The organism is Pseudomonas mendocina (genome assembly GCF_003008615.1).
In the GTDB taxonomy this organism is placed as follows: domain Bacteria; phylum Pseudomonadota; class Gammaproteobacteria; order Pseudomonadales; family Pseudomonadaceae; genus Aquipseudomonas; species Aquipseudomonas mendocina_C.
On sequence record NZ_CP027657.1, the window covers coordinates 1,446,112 to 1,462,582 of the forward strand.

The window sequence follows — 16,471 nt, forward strand, 5'->3', positions numbered from 1 at the left end:
TATCTAAACCTTGCCGCTCAGGGCCTTGCACCAGGCATCCCCTCGAGTCCCATGCCCTTGCAGCAACAGCGAACGGCCGCTCGCTTGGGGGCTAATGGTAATGTCCAGGTCAGGCTTTGGCAAAACGCCCTCGCCACGCTGCGGCCACTCGATCAGGCATAACGCGTCGCCTTCGAAGTAGTCGCGAATGCCGAGAAACTCCAACTCCTCCGGATCGACCAGGCGATAAAGGTCGAAATGAAACGCCCGCAGTGCGCCGATCTCGTAGGGCTCGACCAGGGTGAAGGTCGGGCTTTTCACGGCCCCTGCATGGCCCAGGCCACGCAGAATACCGCGTGACAACGTAGTCTTGCCCGCCCCCAGATCGCCATGCAGGTAGATGACGCCCACACCACCGCTGACCGCAGCGATACGTGCACCGAGAACCAGCATAGCCGCTTCGTCGGCGGCTTCGAGTTTCAATTCACACAAGGACACAACTCCTCCAGTAACAGACGAATGGCGCAGGGTAGATCACCCGCCGCCAGACCACGCCCCTGCGCGGCGAGCACCTCACCGGCCCGCGCATGCAGCCAGACCGCCAGGCTGGCTGCCTCGAATGCCTCCATGCCCTGCGCCAGCAAAGCGCCTATCAGCCCCGCAAGCACATCGCCCAGGCCAGCGCCAGCCATGGCTGGATGCCCGCGATCACACAACACCAGGCGCCCATCCGGCGCCGCAACAAGACTGCCGGCGCCCTTGAGCACCACGACCAGGCCGAAACGCGCTGCCAGCGCACGCGCCGCAGCAGGACGATCCGCCTGCAACGCAGCGCTATCGATGCCCAGCAACCGCGCCGCTTCGCCCGGATGCGGCGTCAGCACGCCCTGAAGCGGTGCTGACACCTGGCCGGCGGCCAGAAGATTCAGCGCATCGGCATCCCAGACCTGCGGCAGATCAAGACCAACGACGGCAGACAGCACACTGCGCGACCAGGCACTCTGCCCCAGTCCAGGGCCCACTACGCAGACACCGGCACGCTCGATCAGTGCGATCAGCTGATTGGCCGAGTTCACCGCCGCACACATGACTTCCGGCCGGCGCACCAGGGCCGCCGTGACATGCTCCGCGCGCGTGGCTAACGACACCAGGCCAGCGCCAGCACGCAAGGCGCTGTCGGCACATAACAGCGCCGCACCGCCCATGCCCAGGTCGCCGCCCACCACCAGCACATGGCCAAACTGGCCCTTGTGCGCGACGGGTGAGCGGGCAGCCAGGCGCGGCAGGTTGGCAGGATCGAGGCGCTGCGCCAGGCTGGGGGCCTGTGCCAGCAAGGACGCATCGCCCAGCAGGTCGTCGAACTGCAATTCCCCGCATAGCTCCGGCCCTAGCCCGGTGAACAGACCCAACTTGAGAGCGATGAAGGTCACGGTCAGATCGGCACGCACCGCCACACCAAGCTGCGCCCCCGTCTCGGCATGCAACCCAGAAGGGATATCCACCGCCAGCACCGGCAGGCCGCTGTGATTGATCAGGCGTATCGCCTGGGCATAAGGCTCACGCACATCGCCAGCCAGGCCGGTGCCGAGCAAGGCATCGACCAGCACGCCGGACAACGGCGCGCACTCGCTCCATGGCTGTATAGCCACCTGTGCACTGCGGGCCTCCGTGCACGCCTGAGCGGCATCCCCGACCAGGGCTGCCGCGTCACCCACTGCCAGCACCCTCACACGCCAACCCGCGCGCAGCGCAAGGGCAGCAATCAGATAACCATCCCCGGCATTGTTGCCGCGCCCGGCCAGCACGGTGATCTCGCCGGCCTCCGGCCACTTCCGGCGCAAAACGCGCCAGGCCGCATGGGCCGCACGCTGCATCAGCTCGAAGCCCGGCGTACCGGCTGCGATCAGTTGTGCATCCAGCGCACGCACTTGCTCGGCGCTGTGCAGGCTCAAGGGCAAAGAAGCAGGAAGTCGATGCATGGCTCGCTCAGGGCAGATGTCTGGCAGAATTATACGCACGTCCAACGCCAGCGCCCGCCCCATGTCCGACCACGCCCTCGACCTCAATGCCCTCGCCCTGTCCATCAAGGACTGGGGGCGCGAGTTGGGCTTCCAGCAAGTTGGCATTGCCGATGTCGAGTTGGGCGAGCACGAAGCGCACCTCAAGCGCTGGCTGGCCGCAGGCTATCAGGGCGAGATGGACTATATGGCCGCGCACGGCGACAAGCGCTCGCGCCCGCAGGAACTGGTGCCGGGCACTCTACGTGTGGTGTCGCTGCGCATGGATTACCTGCCCGGTGATACACAGATGGCTCAGCGCCTGAGGGAACCAGAGCAGGCCTATGTGTCGCGCTACGCCCTTGGCCGCGACTATCACAAACTGATCCGCAAGCGCTTGCAGCAACTGGCCGAGCGCATCCAGCAGCAGATCGGCCCATTCGGCTACCGTGCCTTCGTCGACAGCGCCCCGGTACTGGAAAAGGCCATCGCCGAGCAGGCCGGACTGGGCTGGATTGGCAAGAACACGCTGGTGCTCAACCGCAAGGCCGGCAGCTATTTCTTTCTCGGCGAACTGTTCGTCGACCTGCCGCTGCCGGTCGATGCCCCGCACGGCAGTGAACATTGCGGGCGCTGCAGCGCCTGCATGGACATCTGCCCCACCGCCGCCTTCGTCGGCCCTTATGTACTGGATGCGCGGCGCTGTATCTCCTACCTGACCATCGAGCTCAAAGGCTCGATCCCGGAGGAATTGCGCGCCCCCATCGGCAACCGGGTGTTCGGCTGCGATGATTGCCAGATCGTCTGTCCCTGGAATCGCTTCGCCCGCCCCACCGAACAGGGCGATTTCCAGCCACGCCATGGCCTGGACAACAGCGGCCTGGCCGAGCTGTTCCTGTGGACGGAAGAGGAGTTTCTCAGCCGCACCGAAGGCTCGCCGCTGCGCCGCGCCGGCTACGAGCGCTGGCTGCGCAATCTGGCGGTCGGGCTTGGCAATGCGCCCTCGACGATCCCGGTGCTGGAGGCCTTGCGGGCGCGACGCGAACACCCCTCAGCACTGGTGCGAGAGCACGTCGAATGGGCGCTGGATCGGCATGGCGCCCCGTAGCCCGGATGCAATCCGGGGATTAGGTGAGCCGTGGCCCCGGATTCCATCCGGGCTACCCGTTCAGCCTCCAGCGCTCTTTTATCGGCCGTTCAGACCTTGAGGAAGTGCTCGCGGTAGTGGCGAAGCTCGGCGATGGACTCACGAATGTCGTCCAGCGCCTGGTGCGTGGCGGTTTTCTGGAAGCTGTCCTTGACCTCTGGCGCCCACATGCCGGCGAGAATCTTCAGCGTCGACACATCCAGATAGCGATAGTGGAAATAAGCTTCCAGAGCTGGCATGTACTTGTAGAGGAAACGACGATCCTGGCCGATGCTGTTACCGCAGATCGGCGATTTGCCCTTCGGCACCCACTGCTCGAGGAAGGCGATGGTCTGCGCTTCGGCCGCTGCCGTGTCGATACGACTCTCACGCACGCGTTGGGTCAGGCCACTCTGGCCATGGGTGCGGGTATTCCACTCATCCATGCCAGCCAGGGCCTCATCGCTCTGGTGAACGGCGATGACCGGGCCTTCGGCCAACACGTTCAACTCGCTATCGGTGACGATAGTGGCCATTTCGATGATCACATCGCGCTCTGGCTCCAGACCGGTCATTTCCAGGTCGATCCAGATCAGGTTGTTGGGGTTCTGCATGATGAAGGGCTCCTTGGCTCAGGCGCCAAGTCTAGCGGATATCCGCCCCCTTCATCTGCCAGAGCAACAATCGGGTCTGGCGCCCTTCGTTGACCTCGAACATCTGGTCGGCAGGCACTTCCGGAATCTCGAAGGTATTACTGATCAACCAGCTACCTGCACGCATCTCAGTGTGTGCCTTGGCCCAGAGCCGCGGCATCGGCACCGGCGAGAGAAAGCAGTAGACGACATCGAAGGTCGCCAGATCGACCTGCCACAGGCTCTGATAGCGAATGCTGCAATTTTCCTGCAGCAAGCAGCGCAACCAGGCGAAGACAAAGAGCAATGGCGCCGTTTCGACCCCGACGAACTGCCCACGCGGAAAACGTCGTGCGAGTTGCAGCAGCGTGCCTGCCGTCCCGCACCCCAGATCAACGAAACGCAGTGGCAACTCGCGCTCGCTCAAGCACTGCTGCAGGCGTTGCTGCGCTTTGCGACCACTCAAATAGAGGGGAACCTGTTCGCGCAGGCTGTTCCAGTTGACCAGGAGCAACAGCACGAAGCCCAAGAGGAACAGCCAGCCAGGCAATTCGGCGCGCTGCACCACGAGCAGAGCCGGCAGAAAAGCCAGGTTGATCCACAACCACCAGCGCGACAGGCCAAGCCGCCAGCCAATCCCCGCAGCCAGAACGCCCTGCAAGAGAGCCACCGACAGCAACGACATGCGCCAGGGCAGCAATGCCAGCAAATACACCAGCACCACCACCAGGGCCACGGCCAGGCCTTGTGCCAACAAGGCACGCAACACCGGTAACCGCAGTACCGCTCTTTCCTCGCTTATCGCCATTCCCAGTCTCTGCTGCTGGCAGCCGAATGGCCGCCGAGCGCTCATGCTAAACTCGCCGCGATCAACTCTCCACCACCCCGGAAACCCCATGGCCAAACGCCAACTCAATCGCCGCCAGAACTGGCGGATCGAAAAGATTCAGGGCGAGCGCGCCGCCCGCGCCGCCAAGCGCGAGTCACGGGCGATGGAAGCATTGGAAGGCGGAGACCTGGGGCCGGAGCAGACCGGCCTGGTGATCGCTCACTTCGGCGTCCAGGTTGAAATCGAAGGCCTGCAGGGCGAACTGGCCGGGCAGATATTCCGCTGCCATTTGCGCGCCAACCTGCCGGCGCTGGTCACTGGTGATCAGGTGGTCTGGCGTCCCGGCAATCAGGGCGACGGTGTGATCGTCGCGCAACTGCCGAGAACCAGCGAGCTATGTCGGCCCGACATGCGTGGCCAGCTCAAACCGGTCGCCGCCAACGTCGACCAGATCGTCATTGTCTTTGCCCCACTGCCCGAACCGCACGCCAATCTGATCGACCGTTATCTGGTGGCCGCCGAGCACGCCGGTATTCATCCCTTGCTGCTGCTGAACAAAGCCGACCTGATCGACGAACAGAATCAGGGGGCGCTCGATGCGCTGCTCAAGGTCTATCGCCAACTGGGCTATCCACTGCTGGAGGTTTCGGCCCATCAGGGCGATGGCATGGAGCAGTTGAAGCAACGCCTGGACGGCAATGTCAGCGTATTCGTTGGCCAGTCCGGCGTGGGCAAGTCATCGCTGGTCAACGGGTTGCTGCCCGGCGTCGATACCCGCGTCGGCGCCCTGTCGGAGCTGACCGGCAAGGGCACGCACACCACCACCACGGCGCGACTATTCCACTTCCCGGGCGGCGGCCAGTTGATCGATTCGCCCGGCATCCGCGAATTCGGCCTGGGCCATGTCAGCCGTGATGATGTGGAGGCGGGTTTCATCGAGTTCCACGACCTGCTCGGTCGCTGCCGCTTTCGCGACTGCAAGCACGACCGCGAGCCTGGCTGTGCGCTGCTACAAGCTCTGGAAGATGGCCGCGTGCAGCCTCAACGCATGGCCAGCTACCGGCACATCCTCGCCAGCCTGCCGGAAGACGATTACTGATTGTTCAGTTGATCGAGCTGCAGAGCGCCATCTTCGAAGATATTCAGACGCTGGCGCACCTGGTCGGCTGGTAGCGGGTCGCCTGGCGCACCGTTCGGTGCCTGACCGTTCGGCGCCTGGGCGGCAGGCGGCGCATCCGATGCAGCCGGAGCGGCCGCACCTTCGTCAGCTCCCTGTTCACCCTCGATGGCGCGCTGGGCCTTCTTGGTCAGCACGATGATGTCGATACGCCGATTGACCGGATTGAGCGGGTCTTCGCGATCGAACAGCGCCGACGAGGCATAGCCCACTACCCGCGCCACCTGGTCTTCGGAATAGCCGCCCGCGATCAGCGTACGCCGCGCCGCATTGGCGCGGTTGGCCGACAACTCCCAGTTGCCGAAATCACCGCGCCCCACGAAGGGCTTGGCATCGGTATGGCCGCTGATGCTGATCTTGTTCGGCACCGCGCGAATGGTATCGGCCATGGCCAGCAGGATGTCTTCGAAATAAGGCTGCAACTCGGCGCTGCCGAGGGCGAACATCGGTCGGTTCTCGGCATCCATGATCTGGATGCGCAAACCATCCTGGGTGATCTCGAACAGGATCTGGTCCTTGAAACGCTGCAGTTGCGGATTCTCCTCGACCTTGTTCTGCAACTCCTGCAGCAGCAACTCCAGGCGTTCGCGCTCCATCTTGTCCGCCAGGGTCTCGACCATGTCGGAGCTGATGTTGACTTCATCCGGCTGGCTTTCAGGCGTTTCCGACATATCCGGGTTCAGCGTGCGCTCGGGAGCCGGCGTCGGCGTGCCGCCCAGATCGATGGCATAGGGGCTGGCACTTTCGGTAAAACCAACGGGATCCTGGAAATAACCGGAAATGGCGCGTTTCTGCTCCGGCGTAGCCGAAGACATCAGCCACATCACCAGGAAGAACGCCATCATCGCGGTGGCAAAGTCGGCGAACGCGATCTTCCAGGCACCGCCATGATGCCCGCCAGCGCTCTTCTTGACCCGCTTGACGATGATGGGTTGGTTGTTTTCCATGATTCAGCGACTCGGCTCAGTTGCCACGCATGGCCTGCTCGAGCTCGCTGAAGCTCGGCCGGTGCGCCGGATAGAGCACCTTGCGGCCGAACTCCACCGCCAGGCTCGGCGGCATGCCCGAGGCCGAAGCGACCAGGGTCGCCTTGATCGCTTCATAGAGGTTCAGTTCCTCCTTGGCATCATGCTCCAGCGCGCCCGACAGCGGGCCGAAGAAGCCATAAGAGGCGAGAATCCCGAGGAAGGTACCGACCAGTGCGGTACCCACTTTCTCACCGATCTGCGCGTTGTCCGCCTCGGCCAGAATCGACATGGTGATCACGATGCCCAGTACCGCCGCAACGATACCCATCGCCGGCATGCCGTCGGCGACCTTGGCGACCGCATGAGCCGGGTGCTCGACTTCCTCCTTGAGGCTGGCTAGCTCCATGTCGAACAGCCCTTCCAGTTCATGCGGTGCCATGTTGCCGGACGACATGATGCGCAGGTAATCACAGATGAACGCGGTCATTCGCGCATCTTTGAGTACGCCTGGATACTTGCTGAAGATCGGACTGGCGTTAGGATCCTCGACATCTGCCTCGATGGCCATCATGCCTTCGCGGCGACTCTTGTTGAGGATTTCGTACAGAAGCTTGAGCACTTCGAGGTAATAAGCATGGGTGAAACGACTGCCAAACATGCTCAGCGACTTTTTAAATACCGTCATGAACATGCTGCCGGGGTTTGCCTGCAGGAATGCACCCAGCGCCGCACCGCCGATAATCATCACTTCGAAGGGGTGCACCAATGCCATCAGCTTTCCGCCCGAAAGCATGAACCCGCCGAATACGCAGCCAAAGACGACAATGATGCCTATGATTTTTGCCATGAAAGAGACGCTTGCAGAGCCTAGAGGATGGGTTATTAAAAACAACCCTTCTAATTATCGGAACTTATACGCCAGACTATAGCCAGTTATGGTCAAAAGCCAGTTCGACTCGAGCCAATATGTCGACGTCAAAGTCTCTACCACGCACTCTGGATGCCTGGTTACAACAACTGGGCAAGTTGCCACTGCCAATCGAGCAGCAACAACACTTGCGCCTGCGTCGCATCCTTGCCGACAGCCGCCGCACCTGGCGCGAAATTGCCGAGGCGATCGAACTGAGCCCCTCCTTCGCCCTGCAGGTATTGCGCGAAGCCAATCAGTCAGGCAATAGCCTCAGCGACCCGGCCGAAAGCGTCGAAACAGCCTTGTCGCGCCTAGGGCTGAGCCGTTGCGAGGCGCTACTGAACCAGGCGCCAGCCCTGCCCGAGCACGAAATCCCCCTGGCATTCCGGCAAATCCTGTTGATCAGCCAGCATGCCAGCCAACAGGCCCGTGGCCTGTTTGGAGCACGCCTGGCACGCCTGTGGAATGAGCTGCACGGTTGTAGCCTGCTGTTTCTCGCGCCGATCTGGCCGCTACTGTGCGCACACCCTCAGCTTTTCGAGGCATGGGAGCAGCGCGTTCTGCTCAAGGGTGAACGCCCGGCGAAGGTCGAAAAGGAGTTGCTCGGCGTTCCGCTGATCCAACTGTGCGTCAAGCTGGCCGAGCGTTGGCGCCTACCGGAATGGATCGTGCGAGGCTACCGCCTGCTGGAGCGTGATCGTCGCCAGTTGGTCAAGGCGCTGCACATCGCCCGCGACAACGAACACCCGCTGCATCAGCAGCAGATGCTCGATGCCGATACACCGCTGCGCCACTGGCTGACACAACCGAGCAACTGCGTATTGCTGGCCAACGGCCTGGCCGTGTCCGCCCACCATGCCTGGAATACCGACCACAGCCTGCGCTGGCAAAGACTCACCGGCCTCTACCTGCAGCTCCCCTTGAGCGAGCTACAACAGGAAGTCCACCAACACGCGGTCAGCAGCGCCCGCCTGATCCATGACAACGCACTCTGGCATCCAGCGCAGGCCCTGATCTGGCCATGGGACGCCCATCGTCTGACGCCTGCCGTTAACGTGGCGCCGCCGCCCAAACGCGATGACCTCGCCGCCTGGCGCCAGCACTGTGCTCGTCTGCTCGAAGAGCCCAGCAGCTTCACCAACGTCCCGCAATTGACTGCATGCGCGCGCGATGCCCTGCAAGCTTGCGGCCTCAGGCGCATCCTGTTGCTGCTTGCCGATCGCCTGCATAGCCGACTGCAAACCCAGCAACAGTTCGGGCTCGACGCTGGCGCGCTTACCCTGGCACTCGACCCGGCACAGAGCCAGGTATTGCGCCGTCTGCTCAGCCAGCCCGGCCAACTGCGCCTGACGCCCGCCAACGTGGCCCAATTTTCCGCACTGTTGCCAGGCAACCTGAAAGCCCTGTTCCCCAGCGAGCATATTCTGCTGCGCTCCATCGCCAGCAACGGTCGCGTGGTAATGCTGGTGGTCGCCGACCAAGGCGGCCAGCCGCTGAACGATGTTTGCCTGCAAGCGTTCGGCAAGACCGTACAGTGCATCGAACGCGCCCTGGCCAGCTTTTCCCGCCGCGGGCGCTGAACCACTCGGATTCCGCTACAATCGACCTCTTTTCATATAGGGAGGCCGTCATGTCCGCCTTCGCCAACCTGCCGCTGGTGATCGAGCCCGCCGAACTGGCCGAGCGCCTGGATGCAGCCGATCTGATCCTGATCGATCTCAGTAGCGCTGCACGTTATGCCGCCGGCCATATTCCCGGCGCCCAGTGGGTCGATGCCAAGCGCACGCAACTGGGCCAGCCGCCCGCCCCCGGCCTGCTGCCCGAGCGCACTCAACTGGAGGCGCTGTTCGCCGATATCGGCCATCGCCCGGACGCGACCTACGTGCTGTACGACGATGAAGGCGGCCCCTGGGCCGGACGATTCATCTGGCTTCTCGACGTAATCGGCCACAGCCGCCATCACTTCCTCAACGGCGGCCTGCAAGCCTGGATCAGCGAAGGACGCGAGCTGAGCCAGGACACGCCAGCGCGACACCCCACACAGGTATCACTGACGCTGCACGACGAACCCACGGCAACGCGCGACTACCTCCAGACACGCCTTGGGGATGCCGACGTGGCAATCTGGGACGTACGCGGCGCAGATGAATACCGCGGCGAGAAGCTCAGTTCAGCACGCGGTGGCCATATTCCCGGCGCGATCAATTTCGAATGGACGGCTGGCATGGATCCGCAGCGCGGAATGCGTATCCGTACGGACATTGCCGATGTCCTGCACCATCTGGGCATCACCCCGGACAAGGAAATCATCACTCACTGCCAGACCCATCGCCGCTCAGGCTTCACCTACGTGGTGGCCAAGTCACTGGGCTATCCGCGAGTGAAGGCCTATGCCGGCTCCTGGGCCGAGTGGGGCAATCTGCCCGACACGCCGATCGAACGCTGAGCCTGATCGACAATCCGTTGCACCCCGGCCTGGCCATGCCAGCCTGGTTCGAACCTTCAAGGAAACACGATGAAACAACGTCTTTTTATCCTCAGCCAGTACCTGCTGCCTCACCATCTGCTCTCGCGCCTGATCGGCTGCGTGGCCGAATGCCGCATCGGCTGGCTGAAGAATCGCCTGATCGCCTGGTTCGCCAAGCAGTACCAGGTCAACATGAGCGAAGCCCAGGTCGAAGAGCTGAGCGCATACGAACACTTCAATGCCTTCTTCACCCGCGCACTGAAAGACGGCGCCCGCCCACTGGATGAAACCCCAGGTGCAATTCTCAGCCCGGCCGATGGTGCGATCAGCCAACTGGGTGCCATCGAGCATGGTCGTATCTTCCAGGCCAAGGGACACAGCTTCAGCGCCACCGAACTGCTCGGCGGCGATGCCAGCCGCGCCGCCCCCTTCATGGGTGGCCAGTTCGCCACCGTGTACCTTTCCCCCAAGGACTACCACCGCGTCCATATGCCGCTGGCAGGCACGCTGAAGGAGATGGTCTACGTGCCGGGCCGCCTGTTCTCGGTCAACCAGACCACGGCGGAAAACGTACCGGAACTCTTTGCCCGCAACGAGCGCGTGGTCTGTCTGTTCGACACCGAGCGCGGCCCGATGGCCGTGGTTCTGGTCGGTGCAATGATCGTGGCCAGCGTGGAAACCGTATGGGCCGGCCTGGTTACGCCACCCAAACGCGAACTGAAGAGCACTCGTTACGACGCAGAGTCGCGCGGCCCCATCGAGCTGGCCAAGGGTGCCGAGCTGGGACGTTTCAAGCTGGGTTCAACCGCCATCGTTCTGTTCGGCCCGGAGCAGGTGCAGTGGGCCGAAGAGCTGGGCGCTGGCAGCCCCGTGCGCATGGGTCAGTTGCTCGGTAATGCCCAAGCCTGAGACTGGGCAGCCTGAACCCGAACATCGACCATCTGGTCATAGAACCGAACGCTCACATGGCAGCCGTTCCATAGAACGGCTGCCAGCGCGGCGAGATGCTGCTAGAGTTCGAAAGACTATTACTAGAGCCGCTGGTCCGTGTGGCCGGAGTATCCGAGTTTGATGGATAAGCAGAGTCCCCACCTACAGTTGTTACGCGTTCCCACACCGAGCAAGCAAAGCCTCAGCTTCTGCGACGGCAGCCCCCGCGACCTCAAGCGCTGGATCGCTGGCCTGCCCAAAGCGAACATCGGTGAAACTGCGCGCCAGCTGTACCAGAGCCTGGTGGAACTCAACCAACTCCTGACGCCCTCGGAAAACCGCCTGCAACTTCTGGAACTGCTGCGCCCGGAAGTCAGCTTCGTCTGCCAGCACCTGGAGCGCCATTTCCTCAATCAGGCCATCGTCCTCGATGAACGCCCGCGCAAGGTCGCCAACCTGTGCCAGGCCCTGCAGAATCACCTGGCCGTCGGTTACAAGCTGATCATCTCGCGCGCCATGACGCGCAGCGGCAAAGAGCGCGAGCAGTTGCTCGCCGTTGCTCTGCAGCGCGCCAGCCACAGTCTGTGCAGCCCCCTGATCCGCGCCAGCCAGCTGTATTGCCCGGTTCCCGAGGGACTCTGGCTGGAGCTGCACCAGCTGTACCAGATCGCCTGCGAGCAGCGCCTGCAACGTCAGGTCATCCGCGACCCGCTGGCACGCCATACTCCCGGACTGAGCCTCGAACAAACCTACGTGACCGCGCTTCTGCTCGGTTGCGCGCGCACCAACCAGATGCGTCAGAACGGCATTGCCCGCCTGGCAGAAGCCCTGGAACCCTGGAGCACGTTGGTCAAACTGCAACCCGGCGATCACCCCAATAGCCTGTTCGTTCTCGCGCCTCAGGTCGACGGCCCACCGCGCTACAAGTCGCTATACCAAAGCAGCGAACTGCATAACCTGCTGGGTATCGACACCCAGCCACTGGTCGATGCGATCAAGGAATACCTGGAGCTCCCTGAAGAAGAGCGCAGCAAATCGCACCTGATGATTCCCGACGGCATCAGCCTGGACTTGCTGCAACACGTGGCAGCGGCCTGGGGCGATATCGCCGAACGCACCTTCCAGCGCACTGCAGGCCAGGGCAATCTGACCCTGTGCATTGGCATGACCGCACTGCATTTCTTCCTCTCCGGCCGCCGCTCCTTTGCAGAAGTGCTCAAGCGCCCGGTTGAAATCGGCGCCGCTGTGTTCAAGCCATCCACTGGCGAACCGGACATCTGGTCGAATGCCTTCGATGCTCAACGTAGCGCAGCCGACGAGATCCACTTCGAAGAAATTCAGTACACCAAAGTGACGCCTGGTGAGCAGGCCCCGCCGGAAACCAGTGGCGAGACCTATCCCACCTATCCACTGGCGATCGTCAACCACAGCCCCGGCGGCTACTGCCTGTCCTGGCCCAAGGATGTCCCCAGCCAGTTACAAGCGGGTGAACTATTGGGCGTACAGGACAGCCCCAGCCAGGGCTGGAGCGTGGCCATCGTGCGCTGGATTCGCCAGGTTCGTGGTGGCGGCACGCAAATGGGCATCGAACTGATCGCACCGCATGCCCGCCCTTGTGGCCTGCAGTTGCTGCGCAAGGCCGAGCAGAACAGCCAGTATCTACGTGCCCTGCTGCTGCCGGAAATCAGCGCCATCTCCCGTCCTGCCAGCCTCATCACGCCGCGCCTGCCCTTCCAGGAAGGCAGCAAGGTACTGATCAACGACCATGGCGAAGAGCACCGCGCGGTGCTGACTCGCAAGCAGGTCAGCACCGGTAGTTTCAGCCAGTTCGAGTATCGCCGTGTGGGCGATGAAGAAGGCGCTGCCGGGAAGCCGGTCACAGCCTCGCAAAGCCAAAAGCCTGCTGGGGAGGAAGATTTTGACTCACTCTGGAAGTCGCTGTAGGCTGCGGCCAACTCACCATTTGTCGCCTTTTCGCGCACGTTCGGCGCGGTATTGATTCATCCTATGGCTATCGAAAAAAAAACCATCCGCCTGCTGATTCTCGAGGATTCGCAGAACGAAGCCGAGCGCCTGGTCAGTCTGTTCCGCAACGCCGGGCATGCCACGCGCGTCCATCGACTGACCTCCAGCGATGACCTGGCAGAAACCCTGCAACAGACCTGGGATCTGCTGATCTGCGCGCCGAGCAGCGAACAGCTCGACCCCAGCGAAGCGATCACCGCCATCCGCCGTCAGGCCAAGGACATTCCGGTCATCCAGCTGGTCGATGGCAACGATCCCGAGATCATCACCGAAGCCCTGCTGTTTGGTGCCCAGGATGCATTACCTCAAGGCGAGGACGAGCGCCTGGTGCTGGTGGCTAAACGCGAACTGGCCAACCTCGAAGAGCGCCGTGCCCGGCGCGCCGCCGAAGTGGCCCTGCGTGAGGCAGAGAAACGCTGTCAGCTGCTGCTGGAAAGTTCGGTAGACGCCATTACCTACGTCCACGACGGCATGCATATCTATGCCAACCGCGCCTATCTCGAACTGTTTCGCTACGAAGATGGCGAAGAGCTCGAAGGCATGCCGATGATCGACCTGATCGCCAGTGCCGATCAGAGCGCATTCAAGGACTTCCTGAAGAACTATCAGAGCGCCGAAGGCAATGCCGAGCTGAGCTGCCAGGGCATTCGTGCCGATGGCAGCAGTTTCGCCGCGCAAATGAGCTTCTCGCCCGCCACCTATGACGGCGAACCCTGCATTCAGGTGGTGATCCGCGCGGAAACCTCCAATGCAGAGCTGGAAGAGAAACTTCGCGAGATCAGCAGTCAGGATCTGGTCACCGGCCTGTTCAACCGCAACCACTTCCTCGAACTGATGGATAGCGCTGCCGAGCGTGCAGTCAGCACCGGGCAACCGTCGACGCTGGCTTATGTGCGCGTCGACCGTTACGCCAGCATGCAAGGCGAAATCGGTCTGGCCGGCGTCGATCTGTTGCTTGCCGACCTTGGCGGCCTGCTGCGCGCGCACTTCCCGGCCGAAACCCAACTGGCCCGTTTCGGCGACGACGTGTTCGCCGCCCTGCTGCCAGGACAGACGCCCGAGCAGTGCGAGGCCAACCTGGCCACACTGCTGAAGAAAGTCGAAGGCCATCTGTTCGACGTCAGCGGGCGCACAGCGCAAACCACCCTGTCGATCGGCGTTGCCGGCCTCAGCGAGAAGACCGCCAAGGCCCAGGAAGTCATCGACCGCGCCCACCGTTGTGCCGACGAGTTAGCCGATGGCAATGCGCTGAAACTGTTCAATCCGGCCGACGAACTGGCCGCCGCCGCTAACCGCGGCAACCTGCTGGCGATGGTGCAACAGGCATTGGAAAACAACAGTTTCCGCCTGCTGTTCCAACCGATCATCAGCCTGCGCGGCGACGCCCACGAACACTATGAAGTGCTGCTGCGCCTGCTCAGCCCCCAGGGCGAAGAAGTACCGCCCGCCCAGTTCCTCGCGGCAGCCAAGGATGCCGGCCTGGGTGAGAAGATCGACCGCTGGGTGATCCTCAACTCGATCAAGATTCTGGCCGACCACCGCTCCAAAGGCCATAACACGCGCCTGTTCGTGCACCTGTCCAGCGCCAGCCTGCAAGATCAGACCCTGCTGCCCTGGCTCAGCGTGGCACTCAAGGCCGCTCGCCTACCATCGGACTCGCTGGTATTCCAGTTCAGTGAACCGGATGCCATTGCCTACCTGAAACAGGCCAAAACCCTGACCCAGGGCCTTGCCGAGCTGCACTGCAAGATCGCCCTGAGCCAATTCGGCTGCGCGCTGAACCCGTTCAACACGCTCAAGCACCTGCAGGTGGACTTCGTCAAAATCGACGGTTCCTTCTCCCAGGATCTGAGCAACGCCGATAATCAGGAAGCGCTGAAAACCCTGCTCAGCAGCCTGCACGCCCAGGCCAAGCTGACCATCGTACCCTTCGTCGAAAGCGCCAGCGTACTGGCCACGCTGTGGCAGGCCGGGGTCAACTTTATCCAGGGTTACTACCTGCAAGGCCCGAGTCAGTCGATGGACTACGACTTCTCCGCCGGCGACGAATAATCCGCCGCAGAAACGAAAAAGCCGCCTGAACAGGCGGCTTTTTCATTGCCGAGGAACCGAGATTCAGTCCTGTCCCTCGCGATCACGGAAGCCCAGCAAATAGAGAATGCCATCCAGGCCCAGGGTGGATATGGCCTGCTTTGCCGATTGTTTGACCAGCGGTTTGGCACGAAACGCCACACCAAGGCCGGCCAGCCCGAGCATCGGCAAATCGTTGGCACCGTCGCCGACGGCGATGGTCTGCTCCAGCTGCAAGCCTTCCTTCTGCGCCAGTTCGCGCAGCAAGTCCGCCTTGCGCTGGGCATCGACGATAGGTTCGACCGCGACACCGGTGACCTTGCCGTTCTCGATCTGCAGCTCGTTGGCGAACACGTAATCGATACCCAGCTTGGCCTGCAGCTGCTTGGCGAAGTAGGTGAAGCCGCCGGAAAGAATCGCGGTCTTGTAGCCCAGACGCTTGAGCTCGGCAAACAGCACCTCTGCACCCTCGGTCAAACGCAGCGAGGCGCCGATCTCCTCCAGCACGTCTTCCGACAAACCCTGCAACAGACCCAAGCGTTCCTTGAAGCTGGCGCGGAAGTCCAGCTCGCCACGCATGGCGCGCTCGGTAATTTCCGCCACCTGCTCGCCGACTCCAGCCGCCTTGGCCAGCTCATCGATCACCTCGGCCTCGATCAGCGTCGAATCCATATCGAACACGGCCAGGCGGCGGTTGCGGCGAAACACCGAGTCACGCTGGAAGGCGATATCGACGTTCAACTCCTGCGCCACGCTGAGGAACTCGGCACGCAAGGCCGCAGGATCGGCCGGCTCGCCACGCACGGAAAACTCGATGCAGCCCTTGCCCTGCTCGGCCGGCATATCCAGCGGCATGCGTCCGGAAAGACGGTCGATATGGTCGATGTTCAGGTCGTACTTGGCGGTGATCGCGCTGACCCGCTGCAACTGCTCGGCACTGACCTTGCGCGTCAGTAGCGTCACGATATGGCGGGCCTTGCCCTGGCCGCCGACCCACTGGCGATAGTCGTCTTCGGATACCGGGGTGAAACGTACCTGCTGATCGAGCTCGTAGGCGGTGAACAGCAGATCCTTGAGTACGGCCTGGGAGCGGCCGTTGTCTGGAATCTCGATAAGGATGCCGAACGACAAGGTGTCGTGGATCACCGCCTGGCCGATGTCGAGGATATTTACCCCCCCTTGCGCCAGTACGCCGGTGATGGCTGCGGTGAGTCCGGGGCGATCTTCGCCAGTGATATTGATCAGGACGATTTCGCGCAAGACGCACCCTCCAAGGCAAACGATTGAGGCAGGCAAGCGGCGAATTGACCACAGGCCGACGAAAAGGCGCACATTCTACCCAGTTTCCCTCCGATCCGTGC

General features: G+C 62.5%; 14 protein-coding genes. 7 read left to right on the top strand and 7 right to left on the bottom strand.

Features of this window, described 5'->3' with window-relative positions; all coding sequences use genetic code 11:
• Positions 1–3: 3 nt before the first annotated feature.
• Positions 4–471, bottom strand: coding sequence for a tRNA (adenosine(37)-N6)-threonylcarbamoyltransferase complex ATPase subunit type 1 TsaE (gene tsaE / locus C7A17_RS06745; protein ID WP_106737296.1), 468 nt, complete (start codon positions 469–471; stop codon positions 4–6).
• Positions 459–1,958 (bottom strand): NAD(P)H-hydrate dehydratase, encoded by a 1,500-nt coding sequence (locus tag C7A17_RS06750; protein ID WP_234035894.1) that lies wholly within the window; start codon positions 1,956–1,958, stop codon positions 459–461. The genes tsaE and C7A17_RS06750 overlap by 13 nt, the downstream gene beginning before the upstream one ends.
• A 61-nt stretch (positions 1,959–2,019) precedes the next feature.
• Between C7A17_RS06750 and queG the strand changes: the two genes are divergently transcribed.
• Positions 2,020–3,084 carry a tRNA epoxyqueuosine(34) reductase QueG gene (gene queG, locus C7A17_RS06755; protein WP_106737298.1) on the top strand — a complete coding sequence of 355 codons (1,065 nt, stop codon included), beginning with the start codon at positions 2,020–2,022 and terminating at the stop codon, positions 3,082–3,084.
• Positions 3,085–3,173: 89 nt separating this feature from the next.
• On the opposite strand, the gene orn is transcribed toward queG, so the two are convergent.
• Together orn and C7A17_RS06765 are read right to left on the bottom strand one after the other, a co-directional pair.
• Positions 3,174–3,716 (bottom strand): oligoribonuclease, encoded by a 543-nt coding sequence (orn, locus tag C7A17_RS06760; protein ID WP_106737299.1) that lies wholly within the window; start codon positions 3,714–3,716, stop codon positions 3,174–3,176.
• Positions 3,717–3,747: 31 nt separating this feature from the next.
• Positions 3,748–4,542, bottom strand: a complete 795-nt coding sequence (locus C7A17_RS06765; RefSeq protein WP_106737300.1) for a class I SAM-dependent methyltransferase — start codon at positions 4,540–4,542, stop codon at positions 3,748–3,750.
• 88 nt (positions 4,543–4,630) lie between these two features.
• Here C7A17_RS06765 and rsgA point away from each other — a divergent pair, with 88 nt between their 5' ends.
• Positions 4,631–5,662, top strand: coding sequence for a small ribosomal subunit biogenesis GTPase RsgA (rsgA, locus tag C7A17_RS06770; protein ID WP_106737301.1), 1,032 nt, complete (start codon positions 4,631–4,633; stop codon positions 5,660–5,662).
• Here rsgA and motB read toward each other — a convergent pair.
• Together motB and motA are read right to left on the bottom strand one after the other, a co-directional pair.
• Positions 5,656–6,687, bottom strand: coding sequence for a flagellar motor protein MotB (motB, locus tag C7A17_RS06775; protein ID WP_106737302.1), 1,032 nt, complete (start codon positions 6,685–6,687; stop codon positions 5,656–5,658). The two genes, rsgA and motB, sit on opposite strands and share 7 nt — an antisense overlap.
• Before the next feature lie 16 nt (positions 6,688–6,703).
• Positions 6,704–7,555, bottom strand: a complete 852-nt coding sequence (gene motA, locus C7A17_RS06780) for a flagellar motor stator protein MotA (RefSeq protein WP_106737303.1) — start codon at positions 7,553–7,555, stop codon at positions 6,704–6,706.
• A gap of 119 nt (positions 7,556–7,674) precedes the next feature.
• Between motA and C7A17_RS06785 the strand changes: the two genes are divergently transcribed.
• The 5 genes from C7A17_RS06785 to C7A17_RS06805 all read left to right on the top strand — a co-directional run bounded on the left by C7A17_RS06785 (position 7,675) and on the right by C7A17_RS06805 (position 15,092).
• Positions 7,675–9,198 carry an HDOD domain-containing protein gene (locus C7A17_RS06785; RefSeq protein WP_106737304.1) on the top strand — a complete coding sequence of 508 codons (1,524 nt, stop codon included), beginning with the start codon at positions 7,675–7,677 and terminating at the stop codon, positions 9,196–9,198.
• Positions 9,199–9,248: 50 nt separating this feature from the next.
• Entirely contained in the window at positions 9,249–10,064 is an 816-nt protein-coding gene (locus C7A17_RS06790) for a rhodanese-like domain-containing protein (protein ID WP_106737305.1), read from the top strand.
• Positions 10,065–10,133: 69 nt separating this feature from the next.
• Positions 10,134–10,994 (top strand): archaetidylserine decarboxylase, encoded by an 861-nt coding sequence (asd, locus tag C7A17_RS06795; RefSeq protein WP_106737306.1) that lies wholly within the window; start codon positions 10,134–10,136, stop codon positions 10,992–10,994.
• Positions 10,995–11,156: 162 nt separating this feature from the next.
• Positions 11,157–12,959, top strand: coding sequence for a molecular chaperone (locus C7A17_RS06800; protein WP_106737307.1), 1,803 nt, complete (start codon positions 11,157–11,159; stop codon positions 12,957–12,959).
• 63 nt (positions 12,960–13,022) lie between these two features.
• On the top strand, positions 13,023–15,092 hold the full coding sequence (locus C7A17_RS06805) for an EAL domain-containing response regulator (protein ID WP_106737308.1): 2,070 nt from the start codon (positions 13,023–13,025) through the stop codon (positions 15,090–15,092).
• Between the two features lie 63 nt (positions 15,093–15,155).
• Here C7A17_RS06805 and serB read toward each other — a convergent pair whose 3' ends face one another.
• On the bottom strand, positions 15,156–16,370 hold the full coding sequence (gene serB / locus C7A17_RS06810; RefSeq protein ID WP_106737309.1) for a phosphoserine phosphatase SerB: 1,215 nt from the start codon (positions 16,368–16,370) through the stop codon (positions 15,156–15,158).
• Between the last annotated feature and the right edge of the window lie 101 nt (positions 16,371–16,471).